Origin of the sequence: Clavibacter michiganensis (genome assembly GCF_021216655.1) — a bacterium.
Taxonomy (GTDB): Bacteria; Actinomycetota; Actinomycetes; order Actinomycetales; family Microbacteriaceae; genus Clavibacter; species Clavibacter michiganensis.
Genome location: NZ_CP080437.1, coordinates 265,937 through 280,567, shown reverse-complemented (window position 1 = coordinate 280,567; position 14,631 = coordinate 265,937). Strand labels below are relative to the sequence as shown.

The 14,631-nt window shown below is 71.8% G+C and carries 15 protein-coding genes and 2 tRNA genes; 6 read left to right on the top strand and 11 right to left on the bottom strand.

Annotated features, from left to right (window positions below; genetic code table 11):
- Positions 1 to 5: 5 nt before the first annotated feature.
- From K0V08_RS01275 to K0V08_RS01265, 3 genes are all read right to left on the bottom strand, one after another.
- Entirely contained in the window at positions 6 to 692 is a 687-nt protein-coding gene (locus tag K0V08_RS01275; protein WP_079532461.1) for a uracil-DNA glycosylase, read from the bottom strand.
- 10 nt (positions 693 to 702) lie between these two features.
- Positions 703 to 1,425 carry a Type 1 glutamine amidotransferase-like domain-containing protein gene (locus K0V08_RS01270; RefSeq protein ID WP_079532459.1) on the bottom strand — a complete coding sequence of 241 codons (723 nt, stop codon included), beginning with the start codon at positions 1,423 to 1,425 and terminating at the stop codon, positions 703 to 705.
- A gap of 105 nt (positions 1,426 to 1,530) precedes the next feature.
- Positions 1,531 to 1,606 (bottom strand) — tRNA-Glu (locus K0V08_RS01265).
- 169 nt (positions 1,607 to 1,775) lie between these two features.
- Between K0V08_RS01265 and K0V08_RS01260 the strand changes: the two genes are divergently transcribed.
- The 3 genes from K0V08_RS01260 (at position 1,776) to K0V08_RS01250 (ending at position 4,218) form a co-directional block, all read left to right on the top strand.
- On the top strand, positions 1,776 to 2,414 hold the full coding sequence (locus K0V08_RS01260) for an MBL fold metallo-hydrolase (protein WP_079532456.1): 639 nt from the start codon (positions 1,776 to 1,778) through the stop codon (positions 2,412 to 2,414).
- Positions 2,415 to 2,456: 42 nt separating this feature from the next.
- Entirely contained in the window at positions 2,457 to 2,876 is a 420-nt protein-coding gene (locus K0V08_RS01255; protein WP_079532453.1) for a DUF3592 domain-containing protein, read from the top strand.
- Positions 2,877 to 3,114: 238 nt separating this feature from the next.
- On the top strand, positions 3,115 to 4,218 hold the full coding sequence (locus K0V08_RS01250) for a TerC family protein (protein WP_079532451.1): 1,104 nt from the start codon (positions 3,115 to 3,117) through the stop codon (positions 4,216 to 4,218).
- Between the two features lie 68 nt (positions 4,219 to 4,286).
- Here K0V08_RS01250 and K0V08_RS01245 read toward each other — a convergent pair whose 3' ends face one another.
- A complete protein-coding gene (locus tag K0V08_RS01245; RefSeq protein ID WP_012037801.1) occupies positions 4,287 to 5,084 on the bottom strand; it encodes an SDR family NAD(P)-dependent oxidoreductase in 798 nt (265 codons plus the stop codon).
- A gap of 55 nt (positions 5,085 to 5,139) precedes the next feature.
- Between K0V08_RS01245 and K0V08_RS01240 the strand changes: the two genes are divergently transcribed.
- The 3 genes from K0V08_RS01240 (at position 5,140) to K0V08_RS01230 (ending at position 7,998) form a co-directional block, all read left to right on the top strand.
- The gene (locus K0V08_RS01240) at positions 5,140 to 5,754 is read left to right on the top strand and encodes a TetR/AcrR family transcriptional regulator (RefSeq protein WP_079532448.1); all 615 of its coding nucleotides are present in this window, start codon (positions 5,140 to 5,142) and stop codon (positions 5,752 to 5,754) included.
- A 67-nt stretch (positions 5,755 to 5,821) separates the two neighbouring features.
- Positions 5,822 to 6,832: an aldo/keto reductase family protein gene (locus K0V08_RS01235; protein WP_079532445.1), complete on the top strand. Its 1,011-nt coding sequence runs from the start codon at positions 5,822 to 5,824 to the stop codon at positions 6,830 to 6,832.
- Positions 6,833 to 6,987: 155 nt separating this feature from the next.
- Positions 6,988 to 7,998 (top strand): aldo/keto reductase family protein, encoded by a 1,011-nt coding sequence (locus K0V08_RS01230; protein WP_079532443.1) that lies wholly within the window; start codon positions 6,988 to 6,990, stop codon positions 7,996 to 7,998.
- Between the two features lie 140 nt (positions 7,999 to 8,138).
- Here the strand turns inward: K0V08_RS01230 and K0V08_RS01225 are convergent.
- The 7 genes from K0V08_RS01225 to K0V08_RS01195 all read right to left on the bottom strand — a co-directional run bounded on the left by K0V08_RS01225 (position 8,139) and on the right by K0V08_RS01195 (position 14,592).
- A tRNA-Gln gene (locus K0V08_RS01225) sits at positions 8,139 to 8,210 on the bottom strand.
- 88 nt (positions 8,211 to 8,298) lie between these two features.
- Positions 8,299 to 9,249: an NAD(P)/FAD-dependent oxidoreductase gene (locus K0V08_RS01220; protein ID WP_079532441.1), complete on the bottom strand. Its 951-nt coding sequence runs from the start codon at positions 9,247 to 9,249 to the stop codon at positions 8,299 to 8,301.
- Positions 9,242 to 10,762, bottom strand: a complete 1,521-nt coding sequence (gene gltX / locus K0V08_RS01215; protein WP_079532436.1) for a glutamate--tRNA ligase — start codon at positions 10,760 to 10,762, stop codon at positions 9,242 to 9,244. Before gltX ends, K0V08_RS01220 begins: the two co-directional genes overlap by 8 nt.
- Positions 10,763 to 10,775: 13 nt before the next feature.
- Positions 10,776 to 11,534 carry a hypothetical protein gene (locus K0V08_RS01210; protein ID WP_079532432.1) on the bottom strand — a complete coding sequence of 253 codons (759 nt, stop codon included), beginning with the start codon at positions 11,532 to 11,534 and terminating at the stop codon, positions 10,776 to 10,778.
- A 2-nt stretch (positions 11,535 to 11,536) separates the two neighbouring features.
- Positions 11,537 to 12,310 (bottom strand): fumarylacetoacetate hydrolase family protein, encoded by a 774-nt coding sequence (locus K0V08_RS01205; RefSeq protein WP_079532429.1) that lies wholly within the window; start codon positions 12,308 to 12,310, stop codon positions 11,537 to 11,539.
- 57 nt (positions 12,311 to 12,367) lie between these two features.
- On the bottom strand, positions 12,368 to 13,516 hold the full coding sequence (locus tag K0V08_RS01200; protein WP_169716120.1) for a branched-chain amino acid aminotransferase: 1,149 nt from the start codon (positions 13,514 to 13,516) through the stop codon (positions 12,368 to 12,370).
- Positions 13,517 to 13,524: 8 nt separating this feature from the next.
- Positions 13,525 to 14,592: a 3-isopropylmalate dehydrogenase gene (locus tag K0V08_RS01195; protein ID WP_079532427.1), complete on the bottom strand. Its 1,068-nt coding sequence runs from the start codon at positions 14,590 to 14,592 to the stop codon at positions 13,525 to 13,527.
- Between the last annotated feature and the right edge of the window lie 39 nt (positions 14,593 to 14,631).

Sequence of the window (14,631 nt, the reverse complement as noted above, 5' to 3'; positions counted from 1 at the left end):
CCGGCTCAGAGCCGCCAGTCGACGGGGTCGGCGCCCTGCTCGGCGAGGAGCGCGTCCGCCCGGCTGAACGGCTTCGAGCCGAAGAACCCGCGCGACGCCGACAGCGGGCTCGGGTGCACGGAGGTGATCGACGGCACGGGGGCGAGCAGCGGCGCGAGCGATCCCGCGTCCTTGCCCCAGAGGATCGCGACGAGGGGGCCGCCGCGCGTCGCCAGGCCGCGGATCGCGCACTCGGTCACGGCCTCCCAGCCTTTGCCGCGGTGCGACGCGGGCGCGCCCGGCCGCACGGTGAGCACGCGGTTGAGCAGCAGCACGCCGCTGCGGGTCCACGCGGTGAGGTCGCCGTGCGCGGGGGTCGGGATGCCGAGGTCGTCGCGCAGCTCACGGTGGATGTTGACGAGGCTCCGCGGCACGGGCCGCACGTCGGGCTCGACCGAGAAGGACAGGCCGACGGGGTGGCCGGGCGTGGGGTACGGATCCTGCCCGACGATGAGCACGCGCACGTCGGCGAGCGGCTGCTGGAACGCGCGCAGCACGCGGTCGCCCGCGGGGAGGTAGGGGCGGCCGGCGGCGACCTCGGCGCGCAGCCACTCCCCCATCCGCGCGATGTCGTCGGCGACGGGAGCGAGGACCTCGGCCCAGCCGGCGTCCATGAGGCCGCGCTCGACGAGGGCGGGCAGGGTCAGCGCCACGGGCGGAGGATCATGACGCGCCGGCGGAGCTGACGGTGACGCCCGTCTCCGAGCCGATGACCGACCAGACGCTGCCGCGGCCCTCGACGACCAGCTGGCCCTCGCCCACGATGAGCACGGTGCCCTCGTCGATGGCGACGCCGCCCTCGACGAGCCCGGCCTCGGTCGCGGCGATGAGGCGGGTGAGGGTGCCCCACTGGGCGGCGTGCACGTCGACCGAGACGTCGATGAGGCCGATGCCCTGCTCCACGGTGACCTCGTCGAGGTCCTCGCTGGCGGACTCCTGCACGACCTCGACGTCGCCGATGCGCCAGCCGCCGACGATGGCGGTCTCGGCGGCGACCGCCGCGCCCGCGGAGAAGCCGAGGTACGGGACCCCGGCGGTGACCTGGCGGCGGATCTCGCCGAAGACCGGCTCGAGCGCCTGGCGGTACGCGGGGGTCAGCCCGCCGCCGACGACGATGCCGTCGACGTCCTGCAGCTGCGCGACCTGGATGGATCCGCCCTCGGGCGCCAGCACCGCGACCGGCTCGCACGCGCCCGCGGCACGGAGAGCTGCGGCGTACTGGTCGAACCACTCGGCGCCCAGCCCGTCGTGCACGAGGACCACGGCGATGCGGGCCGGCTCCAACCGGGCGGCATCCGTCGCCCTCGTCGTCGCCTCGGACAGGAACCGCGCGAGGAGGGGGGTGTCGTCATCCGACAGGCCGCCTCCGACCAGGTGCACACTCACCCCTCGACGGTACAGGGCCGAGCCGTGCGCCCGGGCCCCGCGGGCGACGCGGGCAAGAAGAAAGCCCGGCACCTCCGTGAGGAGGAGCCGGGCCGGATGATGCGGTGGTGACCCCAACCGGATTCGAACCGGTGTTACCGCCGTGAGAGGGCGGTGTCCTAGGCCGCTAAACGATGGGGCCGTTTTTGCAACTCGTCGAGTATGCCACAGCGCGCACAGCCCGACCAAATCGAGCCCCGACCGGGCCGGATCCGCCCGCGGGCATGCCGATCGCGCGCCCTCGATCGCCCCCGGACGACGCCCCCGCGCGCCGGTTTGCCCCTGCCGCCCGGACGGTGTTGGCTCCTCTCATGCGATTGACGAAGCTCGAGCACGCCGCCCTGGTCCTGGAACTCTCGGGGCGCAAGCTCTTCATCGACCCGGGCTCCTTCACCACCCCCATCACGGAGGCGATGAACGCCGACGCCATCGTCATCACGCACGAGCACGCGGATCACTGGACCCCGGAGCAGCTCAAGCGGATCCTCGACAAGAACGAGGGCGTGCCCATCTACGCGCCGTCCGGGGTCGCGGCCGCGGTCGGCGACTTCGACGTGACCGTGGTCGAGGCCGGCGACACCATCGAGGCCGGCCCCTTCACGCTGCGCTTCTTCGGCGGCACGCACGCCGTGATCCACGAGTCCATCCCCGTGGTCGACAACCTCGGTGTGCTCGTCAACGACACGCTCTACTACGCGGGCGACTCGTTCACGATCCCGGAGGGCGTCGAGGTCGACCTGCTCGCCGCTCCCGCGGGCGCGCCGTGGATGAAGATCAGCGAGTCCATCGACTACGTGCTCGCGGTCGGGCCCCGCCGCGCGTTCCCCACCCACGAGATGGTGCTCTCCACCGCGGGCAAGGCCATGTCGAACGGGCGCCTGCAGTGGGCGACCGAGCAGGGCGGCGGCGAGTTCCACGCCCTCGAGCCCGGCGATAGCATCGACCTCTAGGCCCTGTTCGGGCTCTCGACGAGCGGACGCGGGGTCATCGGCATGGACGGTCTCGCCGCGGCGTCGCTCATCATCGAGTTCCTCACGTGGATCGCGCTCGTCCCCGGCGTCCTCCTGTACGTCGCCGGGCTGTCGATCCGCCTGCTGGGCCGGCGCTGGACGGCGACCGAGGGCCTGGTCGCGGAGGGGTCCGCGCGCGAGGACGGCGCAGCACCCGGGCGCGTCCTCCGCTGGTTCGACGGCGACGGCGACGTGCACGAGGCGCCCGCCGACACCCCGGAGACCCACGACCTCGCCGCCGGATCCGACGTGCGCGTCTGGTTCTCGCCGCGCTCCCCGTGGCGCGTCCGCACGCACGCACCGGAGCTCGACGGCCGCGCGCTGCGCGTGACCGGGCTCGTGCTCATCGGCATCGGCGCCCTGGCGGCCGTCGCGGGGATCGTGCTGCTCTTCCTCGAGTAGCGCGCCTGCCCGCGGTCGCCGCGCCTGGGGATCCGCCCGCGCGGTCCAGGGCGCTCCATGCGGCCGTATAGAGTGTTCCCTCGAAGGGGAGTACTCCCATCCGGCGGTCGTGTCGTCAATACGGTCGGACCACTCCGACCCGTACGACCGGTTCCGCGAGCAGCAGCTCGCGGGGTGGAGGAGACCTTCAGTACCCCACCGGACCCGTCAGCGGTCCGAGTACTGGAGAACCCCCGAAATGGATGTCCCCTTCTGGCTCTGGGCCGCGACCATCGCGGCCGTCCTCGGCTTGCTCGTCTTCGACTTCTTCGCGCACGTGCGGAAGGCGCACGAGCCGACGCTCAAGGAGTCCGCGACCTGGTCGGTCGTCTACATCGTCATCGCGCTCGTCTTCGGCGTCGGCGTCGGCGTCTTCTCGAACTGGACCTTCGGCGGCGAGTACTTCGCCGGCTACGTGACGGAGAAGGCGCTGAGCGTCGACAACCTCTTCGTCTTCCTCATCATCATGTCGAGCTTCGCCGTGCCGCGGGCCTTCCAGCAGAAGGTGCTGCTCGTCGGCATCGCGATAGCGCTCGTGATGCGCGGCATCTTCATCGCGATGGGCTCCGCGATCATCGACAACTTCTCCTGGGTCTTCTACCTCTTCGGCGCCCTGCTGCTCGTCATGGCCTACAAGCAGATGAAGGAGACGCACGACGAGGACGAGTCCGACTCGAAGCTCATCCGCGTGCTCCGCCGCTTCATCCCCACATCGGACCACTACGACGGCGACAAGCTGACGACGCGCGTCGACGGCAAGAAGCTCTTCACCCCGATGTTCCTGGTGATGCTCGCCATCGGCCTCACCGACGTGCTCTTCGCGCTCGACTCCATCCCCGCGATCTTCGGCCTGACGCAGGAGGCCTACATCGTCTTCACCGCCAACGCCTTCGCGCTGCTCGGCCTCCGCCAGCTGTACTTCCTGATCTCGGGCCTCCTCGAGCGCCTGATCTACCTCTCGCAGGGCCTCGCGGTCATCCTCGGCTTCATCGCGGTGAAGCTCGTGCTGCACGCGATGCACGTGAACGAGGTGCCCTTCATCAACGGCGGCGAGCCGATGCTGTGGGCGCCCGAGATCCCGATCTGGTTCTCGCTGTCGTTCATCCTCCTCACCATCACGGTGGCCACCGTCGCGAGCCTCGCGAAGACGAAGCGCGACGCGTCCGCCGTCGAGGGCACGGATTCCGCGGCCTCCGTCGCGGGCGAGAACGCCCCGGCCGACGCGGACGACGACGCGGCCCGCGGCTCCGGCCGCAGCGTCGAGGCGACCCGCGACGCGGATGCGGACGCCCCGCGCCGCTAGCGCTCCCCCGCACCACCACGACGCCCGCTACGGGATCCGGGGGCGGGCGTCGTCGTGCGCGGAGCGGGTCAGGCGAGGCGCGTGCTCGCGATCCCGCCGTCGACGTCGAGCCGTGCGCCGTGGACGAACGCCGCCTCGTCCGAGACGAGGAAGCGCACCGCGAACGCGATGTCGACCGGACGCACGGGCACGCCGGCGACGGTGCCCGCGGTCATCGCGGCGAGCACGTCCGCGTCGGCCGCGTTCCCCGGCGTCGAGGTCGCGCCGGGCGCCACCGAGTTCACACGCACGCCCCGCGGCCCGTACTCCGCCGCCCACGTGCGCGTCATCTGCTCGATCGCCGCCTTGGACGCCGTGTAGGCGGCACCGAACGGGATGCCCACTCGGGACATCCACGAGCCGACGTCCACGATCGCGCCCGTCCCGCGCTCGGCCATGGCGGGCGCGAGCTCGGCGACGAGCACGTGCGGCGCGCGGACGTTGACGGCGAGGATCCCGTCGAGGTCGTCGTCGGCGAGGCCGGCGGTCGCGCCCACCGGGTAGACGCCGGCGTTGTTCACGAGGATGTCGACGCGGCCGCCGAGGGCCGCGGCGGCGTCGCGGGCGAAGGCGCGGATGCCGTCGTACCCGCCGCCGAGGTCGGCGGGCACCGCGTGGGCGGTGCCGCCCGCTGCGGTGATGGCGGCGACGACGGCGCGCGCCCGGTCGGCGTCGCGGCCGCTGACGACGACCTCGGCGCCGGATGCGGCGAGTACGCGGGCGACGGCCTCGCCGATGCCGCTGGTGGATCCGGTGATGACGGCCGTGCGGCCGGCGAGCCGGGTGTCGGGGACGAGGGACTGGAGGACTTCTTCGTTGGACTGCATGGTCCAATTGATAGCACGCGTTGGACCGATCAGTCCACAACGGTAGGATCGGGGCATGGCCGAGCCGAGGATCACCGAGCGCGGCCGCCGCACCCGCCAGCGGATCATCGAGGCGACGGGCGAGCAGATCCTCGCCACCGGCATCGGCGGCACGACCCTCGACGACGTGCGCGCGGCGACCCTCACGAGCAAGAGCCAGCTGTTCCACTACTTCCCCGGCGGCAAGATCGAGCTCGTGCGGGAGGTCGCCGAGTGGGAGGGCCGCCAGCTCCTCGAGGCGCAGGAGCCGCACATCCACGACCTGGGCAGCTGGGAATCGTGGGAGGCGTGGCGCACGGGTCTCGTCGACTACTACATCGGCCGCGGGCGGTGGGCGTGCCCCATCGGGTCGCTCGCCACGCAGGCCGCGGCCGTCGACGCGGAGCTCGAGCGCACGATCGCCGCGTCCATGCGGGCATGGCGCGCGTTCCTCGCCCGCGGCGTCGAGCGGATGCGGGAGGCGGGTCTCGTCGCCGCGAGCGCGGATCCCGAGCGCATCGCCACCGTGATCCTCGCGGCCATCCAGGGCGGCCTGGTGCTCAGCCAGCCGGAGCGCTCGGCGTGGCCGCTGGAGGCGGCGCTCGACACGGCGCTCGCGCCCCTGCACGTGATCCGCTCCCCCGCCGCCTGACCGCGCCCCCGGCCGCGTCGCACACTTTCGTGCGGAGGGGCGGAGGTGCCCGGCGTACGGTCGGGGCATGGAATTCAGATACCTCGGCAACTCCGGCTTCAAGATCTCCGAGATCACCTACGGCAACTGGCTCACCCACGGATCGCAGGTGGAGAACGACACCGCGACCGCGTGCGTGAAGGCCGCGCTCGAGGCGGGGATCACCACCTTCGACACCGCCGACGTCTACGCCAACACCAAGGCGGAGACCGTCCTCGGCGAGGCGCTCAAGGACGAGCGACGCGCCTCGATCGAGATCTTCACGAAGGTCTTCGGCCCCACGGGTCCCAAGGGCCACAACGACGTGGGGCTCTCGCGGAAGCACATCATGGACTCGGTCGACGCGTCGCTCACGCGCCTCCAGACCGACTACATCGACCTCTACCAGGCCCACCGGTTCGACTACGAGACCCCCCTCGAGGAGACGATGCAGGCGTTCGCCGACGTCGTCCGCCAGGGCAAGGCCCTCTACATCGGCGTGAGCGAGTGGACGAGCGAGCAGCTGCGCGCCGGCCACGCGCTCGCCACCGAGCTGGGCTTCCAGCTGATCTCGAACCAGCCGCAGTACTCGGCGCTCTGGCGCGTCATCGAGGAGGAGGTCGTCCCCACCTCGAAGGACCTCGGCATCTCGCAGATCGTGTGGTCCCCCATCGCGCAGGGCGTGCTGACGGGCAAGTACAAGCCCGGCCAGGAGCTGCCGTCGGGATCCCGCGCGACCGACGACAAGGGCGGCGCGAACATGATCAAGCGCTTCATGAACGACGACACGCTGACCCGCGTGCAGGAGCTGCAGCCCGTCGCCGACGAGCTCGACCTCTCGCTCGCGCAGCTCGCCGTCGCGTGGGTGCTCCAGAACGAGAACGTCGCGTCCGCGATCATCGGCGCCTCCCGTCCCGAGCAGGTGCACGAGAACGTCAAGGCGTCCGGTGTGAAGATCCCCGCCGAGCTCCTCACCCGCATCGACGACGCCCTCGGCGACATCGTCGAGAAGGACCCGCGCAAGACCGAGGACAGCTCGCCGAAGACCCGCGAGGCCTGATCGGCTCTCCCTCCGCACCACCGCGCGGCCCCGCCCGAGACCATCGGGCGGGGCCGCGCGAGACCATCGGGCGGGGCCGCGCGTCCATCTCCCGGTCACCCCGCGGACAGAACCCGCCCGGGGCTCCCCCAGCGCCCGCGGCGTAGGCTCGGAGGATGGAATTCCGCTACCTAGGCAACTCAGGCTTCAAGATCTCCGAGATCACGTACGGCAACTGGCTGACCCACGGGTCGCAGGTCGAGAACGACACCGCCACGCAGTGCGTGCAGGCGGCCCTCGAGGCCGGCATCACCACGTTCGACACGGCCGACGGCTACGCGAACACCGTCGCCGAGAAGGTGCTCGGCGACGCGCTCAAGGGCGAGAACCGCGACGGGCTCGAGATCTTCACGAAGGTCTACTTCCCGACCGGCGCCAAGGGCCACAACGACACCGGCCTCTCGCGCAAGCACATCATGGCGTCGATCGACGGCTCGCTCGAGCGCCTCCAGACCGACCACGTGGACCTCTACCAGGCCCACCGCTACGACTACGAGACCCCGCTCGAGGAGACGATGCAGGCCTTCGCCGACGTCGTCCGCCAGGGCAAGGCGCTCTACATCGGCGTCAGCGAGTGGACCCCCGAGCAGCTCCGCGAGGCGCACGGCCTCTCCCGCGAGCTGGGCTTCCAGCTCATCTCGAACCAGCCGCAGTACTCGGCCCTCTGGCGCGTCATCGAGGAGGAGGTCGTCCCCACGTCCGCCGAGCTCGGCATCTCGCAGATCGTGTGGTCCCCCATCGCCCAGGGCGTCCTCACCGGCAAGTACAAGCCGGGCCAGGACCTGCCGCAGGGCTCGCGCGCCACGGACGACAAGGGCGGCGCCGACATGATCAAGCGCTACATGAACGACGACGTCCTCAACCGCGTGCAGGAGCTGCAGCCCGTCGCCGACGAGCTGGACCTGTCGCTGGCCCAGCTCGCCGTCGCGTGGGTGCTCCAGAACGAGAACGTCGCCTCCGCGATCATCGGCGCCTCGCGCCCCGAGCAGGTCCACGAGAACGTCAAGGCGTCGGGCGTGAAGATCCCGGCCGAGCTCCTCACCCGCGTCGACGACGCCCTCGGCGACGTCGTGGAGAAGGACCCGTCGAAGACGAGCGACAGCTCGCCGAAGGGGCGCCTCGCCTGACCAGCGACCACCTGAACGAAGACGACGGCCCCGCTCGAGCAGATGCTCGGGCGGGGCCGTCGTCGTCTCCTCGGAGATGCGCAGGAGGGAAAAGGAAAAGGCCCGGATAACCGGGCCTGTCATTTCCTGCTATTTCAGTGCTGGGGTACCTGGACTCGAACCAAGAACAAAAGAATCAGAATCTTCCGTGTTGCCAATTACACCATACCCCAAGGCCCCGATGCGCGATCGGGCCTCGTCGAGTGTAGCCCATCGGCCGGATCCGCGCCAAACCGGCGCCCGCCCGACGGGCCCCACGCGTCAGATCCGCGGCAGCAGGTCCCGGTTGATCGCGCTCGCAGCGCGGGCGCCGAAGCCGGCCGCGATGATCAGCTGCTGCGGACCCGGCTGCGAGCTGTCGCCTGCCGCGTAGACGCCCGCGTGGGAGGTGCGGCCCTCGGCGTCGACGGCGATGTGGCCGTCGTCGTCCGTGTCGAGGTCGAGCCCCGAGAGGAAGTCGAGCGCGGTCGAGTAGCGCGGGCGCACGAAGCCGCCGGAGCGCGGGACGACGGAGCCGTCCTGCATCCGGATGCCGGTGACGACCGCGCGCTCGCCCTCGATGTCGGCGACGGGGCGGCGGTCGACACGGATCCCGAGGGACGCGAGCCCGCGCTCCCCCGCCTCGTCGATCTCGGCGACGCCGTTCGTGAAGACGATGATGTCGCGCGACCACTGCGAGAGCAGCAGCGCGCGCTCCACGAGGTCGTCGGTCTCGCCGATGAGGAAGAGCGGCTCGTCGCGCTTCTCGTAGCCGTCGCACTCCATGCAGCTGTGCACGGCGGTGCCGTAGTACGCGCGGATGCTCGGGAGGTCGGGCAGCGTCTCCACGAGGCCCGTGGCGATGAGGATCCGGCGCGCGTGCACCTCGCGGTCGGGCGCGCGTCGCACGCCCTTCGCGCGGATGGTGAACCCACCCTCCGCGGGCTCCGCGGACTGCACGACGGCGAGCTGGAACTCGCCCTCGTCGTACCCCTCGACCTCGACCTGGCCGAGCTTGCGGAGCTCGAGCGGGGAGATCCCGTCGCGGGTGACGAAGCCGTGCGACATGAGCGTCGCGGCGTTGCGCGGGCGGCTGCTGTCGAGCACGAGGGTGCGGCGGCGGGCGCGCACCAGGTTGAGCGCGGCGGACAGGCCGGCGGGCCCGGCGCCGATGACGACGACGTCGTAGGAGTCGCCGGTCGCGGTGGATCCCGCGCCCGCGTCGTCAGGCACCGAGCATCCCCGCGAGGCGGTCGAGGCGCGCGATGGTCTCGTCCTTGCCGAGGAGCACCATCGACTCGAACAGCGGCGGCGAGATGCGGCGCCCGGAGACGGCGACGCGCAGCGGCCCGTAGGCGAGGCGCGGCTTCATGCCCATGCCGGTGATGAGGGTGTTCTGCAGCACCTCCTGCACCAGGTCGATGTCCCACTGCGTGTGCGGGACGCCCGCGAGCGCGCCCCGCGAGGCGGCGAGCACCTCGGGGGCGTCGTCCTTCAGCGCCTGGACCGCAGCGTCGTCGTAGGGCAGCGCATCCGCCGTCGTGAAGAGGAAGGAGAGGAGGTCGGGGGCCTCGCCGAGGAGCTGCATGCGCTCCTGCACGAGCGGAGCGGCCGCCTCGAGCATCCGCTGCTCGTCGTGCGTGAGCTCGGCGCCGACGACGTCCGCCGCCTGGAGGTACGGCACGAGGCGCTGGGCGAAGTCGTCGAGCGCGAGCAGGCGGATGTGGTCGCCGTTCAGCGACTCCGCCTTCTTGAGGTCGAAGCGAGCGGGCGCGGGCGTGACGTCGGCGACGTCGAATGCCGTGACCATCTCCATCCGCGAGAACACGTCGCGGTCGTGCGTGAGCGACCAGCCGAGCAGCGCCAGGTAGTTGATGAGGCCCTCGGGGATGAAGCCGCGGTCGCGGTGGTGGAACAGGTTCGACTCGGGGTCGCGCTTGGAGAGCTTCTTGTTGCCCTCCCCCATCACGTAGGGCAGGTGGCCGAAGCGCGGGATGGCGTCGGCCACGCCGATGTCGATGAGCGCGTGGTACAGCGCGATCTGCCGGGGCGTGGACGAGAGGAGGTCCTCGCCGCGGAGCACGTGCGTGATCCCCATGAGGGCGTCGTCGACCGGGTTCACGAGCGTGTAGAGCGGGGCGCCGTTGGGGCGCACGAGCACGAAGTCGGGGAAGGATCCCGCGGGGAACGTGACCGTGCCGCGCACGAGGTCGTCGAACGAGAGGTCGGTGTCCGGCACGCGGAGGCGGAGGGCGGGCGAGCGGCCCTCGTCGCGGAACGCCTGGCGCTCGGCCTCGGTGAGGTCGCGCTCGAAGTTGTCGTAGCCCATCTTCGGGTCGCGGCCGGCGGCGCGGTTGCGCGCCTCGATCTCCTCGGCCGTCGCGTAGCTCTCGTAGAGGTGGCCGGACTCGGTGAGCTTCCGGATCACGTCGAGGTAGAGGTCGGTGCGCTGCGACTGGCGGTACGGCGCGTGCGGTCCGCCGACGCCCTCGCCCTCGTCCCAGTCGATCTCGAGCCAGCGCAGCGCCTCGATGAGCTGCTCGTAGCTCTCCTCGCTGTCGCGCGCGGCGTCGGTGTCCTCGACGCGGAAGACGAGCTTGCCGCCAGTGTGGCGCGCGTAGGCCCAGTTGAAGAGCGCCGTGCGGATGAGCCCCACGTGCGGCGTCCCGGTCGGGGACGGGCAGAACCGGACGCGGACGTCGGTGCCGGTGGCGGTGGTCACGGGGTGCGCGGTTGTCTCAGTCATCCTGGATCCGATTCTAGGGCTCGGTGCCCGCAGCCCCCGCGGCGCCGTCGGCGCAGTACGGCTCGAGGAGGTCCCACCGGTCGTACTGGTCGCCGGGCGGCACGCCGCACTCGAGGAGGACGGCGCCGGCCGACCGCGTCGGGTCGAGCCCCTCGAGCGTGCCGGATCCGCGGAAGCTCCCGTCGCAGCCCGTGACCGTCACGTGCGCGGACTGCGCGGAGCCGAGGTACCCGATCACGTAGCGGGCCTCGCGGTCGAGCACGGGATCGAACGAGGTGATCTGCAGCGGCCGCCCGAACCGAGGCCCCACGAGGTCGCGGTCGCGGAGGTCGGCACCGAGGAACGCGGCCCAGGTGTCCGGCGGGGCGAGGCTGTCGGCCACGGGGGTCGCGGATCCGTCCCTCTCGTCGAGCTCCAGGCGGAGCGCCGGGCGCAGCGCGATGTCGTTCCGCGTGACGCGCTGGGTCGTGGATCCGAGGCCGGGCTGCTCCCCCGCGCTCGGGATCCGCACCTGCATCACGCGCACGGCGAGCAGCTCGTCGGCGGGTCCCGCCTGCGGCTCCGCCCAGTCGATCGAGAGGTCGGCGGGCGTGCAGCCGGACGGCAGGCCGAGCTCCGCGGCGCCCGGGGTGGGCGACGTGGTCGGCGCCGGGGCCAGCGAGGGGGACGGCGTCTCCAGCCCGTAGTCGGACACGTCGTAGACGCAGCCCGAGAGCAGCGCCACCGCCGCGGCCGCCAGCGCGAGGCGCGCGGGACGGCCGGGGCGGATCATGGTCAGGCGCGGACGTGCGCGGGGTTGGAGAGCGTGCCGATCCCCTCGATCGACACCTCGACGACCTGGCCGTCGGTGAAGGGGCCGACGCCCGCGGGCGTGCCCGTGAGGATCACGTCGCCGGGCAGCAGGGTCCAGACGCGCGAGGCGAACGCGATGAGCTCGGGGACGGTGTGCACCATCTCGCTCGTGCGGCCGGACTGGCGCAGCTCCCCGTCGACGCGCGTCTCGATGAGCGCGTCCTCGAACGAGCCCTCGGTCTCGATGACCGGACCGAGCGGGCAGAACGTGTCGTAGCCCTTGGCGCGGGCCCACTGGCTCTCGGAGTGCTGGATGTCGCGGGCGGTGACGTCGTTGCCGATCGTGTAGCCGAAGATCGAGCGCGCCGCGTCCTCCACGGACACGTCGCGCGTGATCCGGCCGATGACGACGGCGAGCTCGCCCTCGTGCTCGACCCGCTCGCTGTCGGCGGGGAGGCGGATCGCGTCGTCCGGACCGATGACCGAGGTGTTGGGCTTCAGGAAGATGAGCGGCGTGCTGGGCGCCTCGCTGCCGTGCTCGGCCGCGTGCGCCGCGTAGTTGCGGCCGACCGCGACGACCTTGGATCGCGGGATCACCGGTGCCAGCAGCCGGGCGTCGGCGAGCGGAACGCGCTCCCCCGTGGTCTGGTAGCCGCTGAACATGGGGTCGCCGGTGAGGACGACCAGGTGGCCCTCCTCCTCGTCGAGGATGCCGAAGCGGGGGTCGTCACCGGTACTGAAACGCGCGATCTTCACGAGACACGACCCTAGCCGTGCCGACGGGGCGCGACCGCCGGCACGAGCCGCCGAGCGCTACGCGTCGAGGCGGGTGAGCCAGCCGTGGCGGTCCGGGATGCGGCCGTACTGGATGTCGGTGAGCTCCTGGCGCAGCGACATCGTCAGCTCGCCCGCGGGAGCGTCGATGTCGCCGACGTCGAGGCCCTCGCCCATCAGGCGGCCGATGGGCGTGATGACCGCCGCTGTGCCGCACGCGAACACCTCGGTGATCTCGCCGGATGCGACGCCGTCGACCCACTCCGACAGCTCCACGCGCCGCTTCTCGACCGTGAGGCCGCGGTCGCGCGCGAGCTCCAGGATCGAGTCGCGCGTGATGCCCTCGAGGATGCTCTCCGAGTCGGGCGTGACGAGGCGGCCGTCCTTGTAGACCAGCACGATGTTCATGCCGCCGAGCTCCTCGAGGTAGCGGCCCTCCTCGGAGTCGAGGAAGAGCACCTGCGCGCAGCCGTGCGACGCGGCCTCGGCCTGCGGGAGGAGCGACGCGGCGTAGTTGCCGCCGCACTTCGCGGCGCCCGTGCCGCCCTTGCCGGCGCGGGAGTACTGCGTGGACAGCCAGATGGACACGGGCGCGACGCCACCCGTGAAGTACGCGCCCGCGGGGCTGGCGATGACGTAGTAGCCCACGCGCTGGGCGGCGCGGACGCCGAGGAAGCTCTCGTTCGCGATCATGAACGGCCGGAGGTACAGGCTCTGCTCGGGCGCCGACGGCACCCAGTCGAGGTCGGCGCGGACCAGCTGGCGCACCGACTCGACGAAGTCCTCCGTGGGCAGCTCGGGTAGCGCGAGGCGGCGGGCCGAGCGCTGGAGGCGGGCGGCGTTGCGGTCGGGGCGGAAGGTCCACACGGATCCGTCGGCGTGGCGGTACGCCTTCATGCCCTCGAAGATCTCCTGGCCGTAGTGGAGGACGCTCGCGGCGGGATCCAGCTGGAGCGGCCCGTACGGGACCACGCGGGCGTCGTGCCAGCCGGCGTCGAGCGTCCAGTCGATCTGGACCATGTGGTCCGTGAAGTGCTTGCCGAAGCCCGGGTCGGCGAGGATCGCCTCCCGCTCGGCGTCGGCGCGGGCGGTCTCCGAGGGGGTCTGCTCGAAGGACATGGGGAAGGCGGTGCCGGTGGTGGTGGAGGCGGTGCTGCTCGTGGAGGCTGTGCTGCTGGTGGAGCTCATGGGGTCCTTCAGTGGTTCGTGGAGAGGGCGCGGATGACGGCGTCGCCGACCTCCGCGGTGGATCGGGGTACGGGGTCGCCCGCGGCGCGCGCGGCGAGGTCGGCCGAGACCGCGGCCGTGACGCGCGCGGCGGCCTCGGGGAGGCCCAGGTGGTCGAGCAGGAGCGCGACCGAGAGGATCGCCGCGGTCGGGTCGGCCTTCTGCTGGCCGGCGATGTCGGGGGCGGATCCGTGCACCGGCTCGAACATGCTCGGGAACGCGCCCGTGGGGTTGACGTTGCCCGACGCGGCGAGGCCGATGCCGCCCGAGATCGCGGCCGCCAGGTCGGTGATGATGTCGCCGAACAGGTTGTCGGAGACGATCACGTCGAAGCGGGACGGGTCGGTGACCAGGAAGATCATGGTCGCGTCGACGTGCAGGTAGTCGACCGTCACGTCCGGGTGCTCGGCGGCGACGCGGTCGACGGTGCGCTGCCAGAGGGATCCGGCGAAGGTCAGCACGTTGGTCTTGTGCACGAGCGTGACGCGCTTGCGCTCGCGCTTCGAGGCCAGGTCGAACGCGAACCGCACGGTGCGCTCGACGCCGTGCGCCGTGTTCACGGACACCTCGGTCGCGATCTCGTGCTCGGTGCCGCGGCGGAGGACGCCGCCGTTGCCCGCGTACGGTCCCTCGGTGCCCTCGCGGACGACGACGAAGTCGACCTCGCCGGGCGACGCGAGCGGGGAGGTCACACCGGGCAGCAGGGTCGTCGGCCGCAGGTTGATGTAGTGGTCGAACGCGAAGCGCAGCTTGAGCAGCAGGCCGCGCTCGATGATGCCGCCCGCGAGGCGCGCGTCGCGGGGGTCGCCGCCGACCGCGCCGAGGAGGATCGCGTCGTGCTGCGCGAGGGCCGCCAGATCGGAGTCCGTGAGGATCTCCCCGGTCTCGAGGAAGTGGCCGGCGCCGAACGGGTACTGCGTGGTGTCGAGCGACACGTCCGCGGGCACCGCCTCCCGGAGCACGCGGAGGGCCTCGTGGACGACCTCCGGGCCGATGCCGTCCCCTGGGACGACGGCGAGCGAGATGGTGCGGGGCATGGATCCTCCCGGGACTCGTGGGTTTCCGGACAGGCTACC

Bases quoted from the DNA above. Each gene is read 5' to 3' on its own strand.
- gltX (WP_079532436.1), bottom strand. From the start codon at position 10,762: ATGACTGAGACAACCGCGCACCCCGTGACCACCGCCACCGGCACCGAC.
- K0V08_RS01240 (WP_079532448.1), top strand. From the start codon at position 5,140: ATGGCCGAGCCGAGGATCACCGAGCGCGGCCGCCGCACCCGCCAGCGG.
- K0V08_RS01250 (WP_079532451.1), top strand. From the start codon at position 3,115: ATGGATGTCCCCTTCTGGCTCTGGGCCGCGACCATCGCGGCCGTCCTC.
- K0V08_RS01200 (WP_169716120.1), bottom strand. From the start codon at position 13,516: ATGAGCTCCACCAGCAGCACAGCCTCCACGAGCAGCACCGCCTCCACC.
- K0V08_RS01260 (WP_079532456.1), top strand. From the start codon at position 1,776: ATGCGATTGACGAAGCTCGAGCACGCCGCCCTGGTCCTGGAACTCTCG.
- K0V08_RS01255 (WP_079532453.1), top strand. From the start codon at position 2,457: ATGGACGGTCTCGCCGCGGCGTCGCTCATCATCGAGTTCCTCACGTGG.
- K0V08_RS01195 (WP_079532427.1), bottom strand. From the start codon at position 14,592: ATGCCCCGCACCATCTCGCTCGCCGTCGTCCCAGGGGACGGCATCGGC.
- K0V08_RS01235 (WP_079532445.1), top strand. From the start codon at position 5,822: ATGGAATTCAGATACCTCGGCAACTCCGGCTTCAAGATCTCCGAGATC.
- K0V08_RS01210 (WP_079532432.1), bottom strand. From the start codon at position 11,534: ATGATCCGCCCCGGCCGTCCCGCGCGCCTCGCGCTGGCGGCCGCGGCG.
- K0V08_RS01245 (WP_012037801.1), bottom strand. From the start codon at position 5,084: ATGCAGTCCAACGAAGAAGTCCTCCAGTCCCTCGTCCCCGACACCCGG.
- K0V08_RS01230 (WP_079532443.1), top strand. From the start codon at position 6,988: ATGGAATTCCGCTACCTAGGCAACTCAGGCTTCAAGATCTCCGAGATC.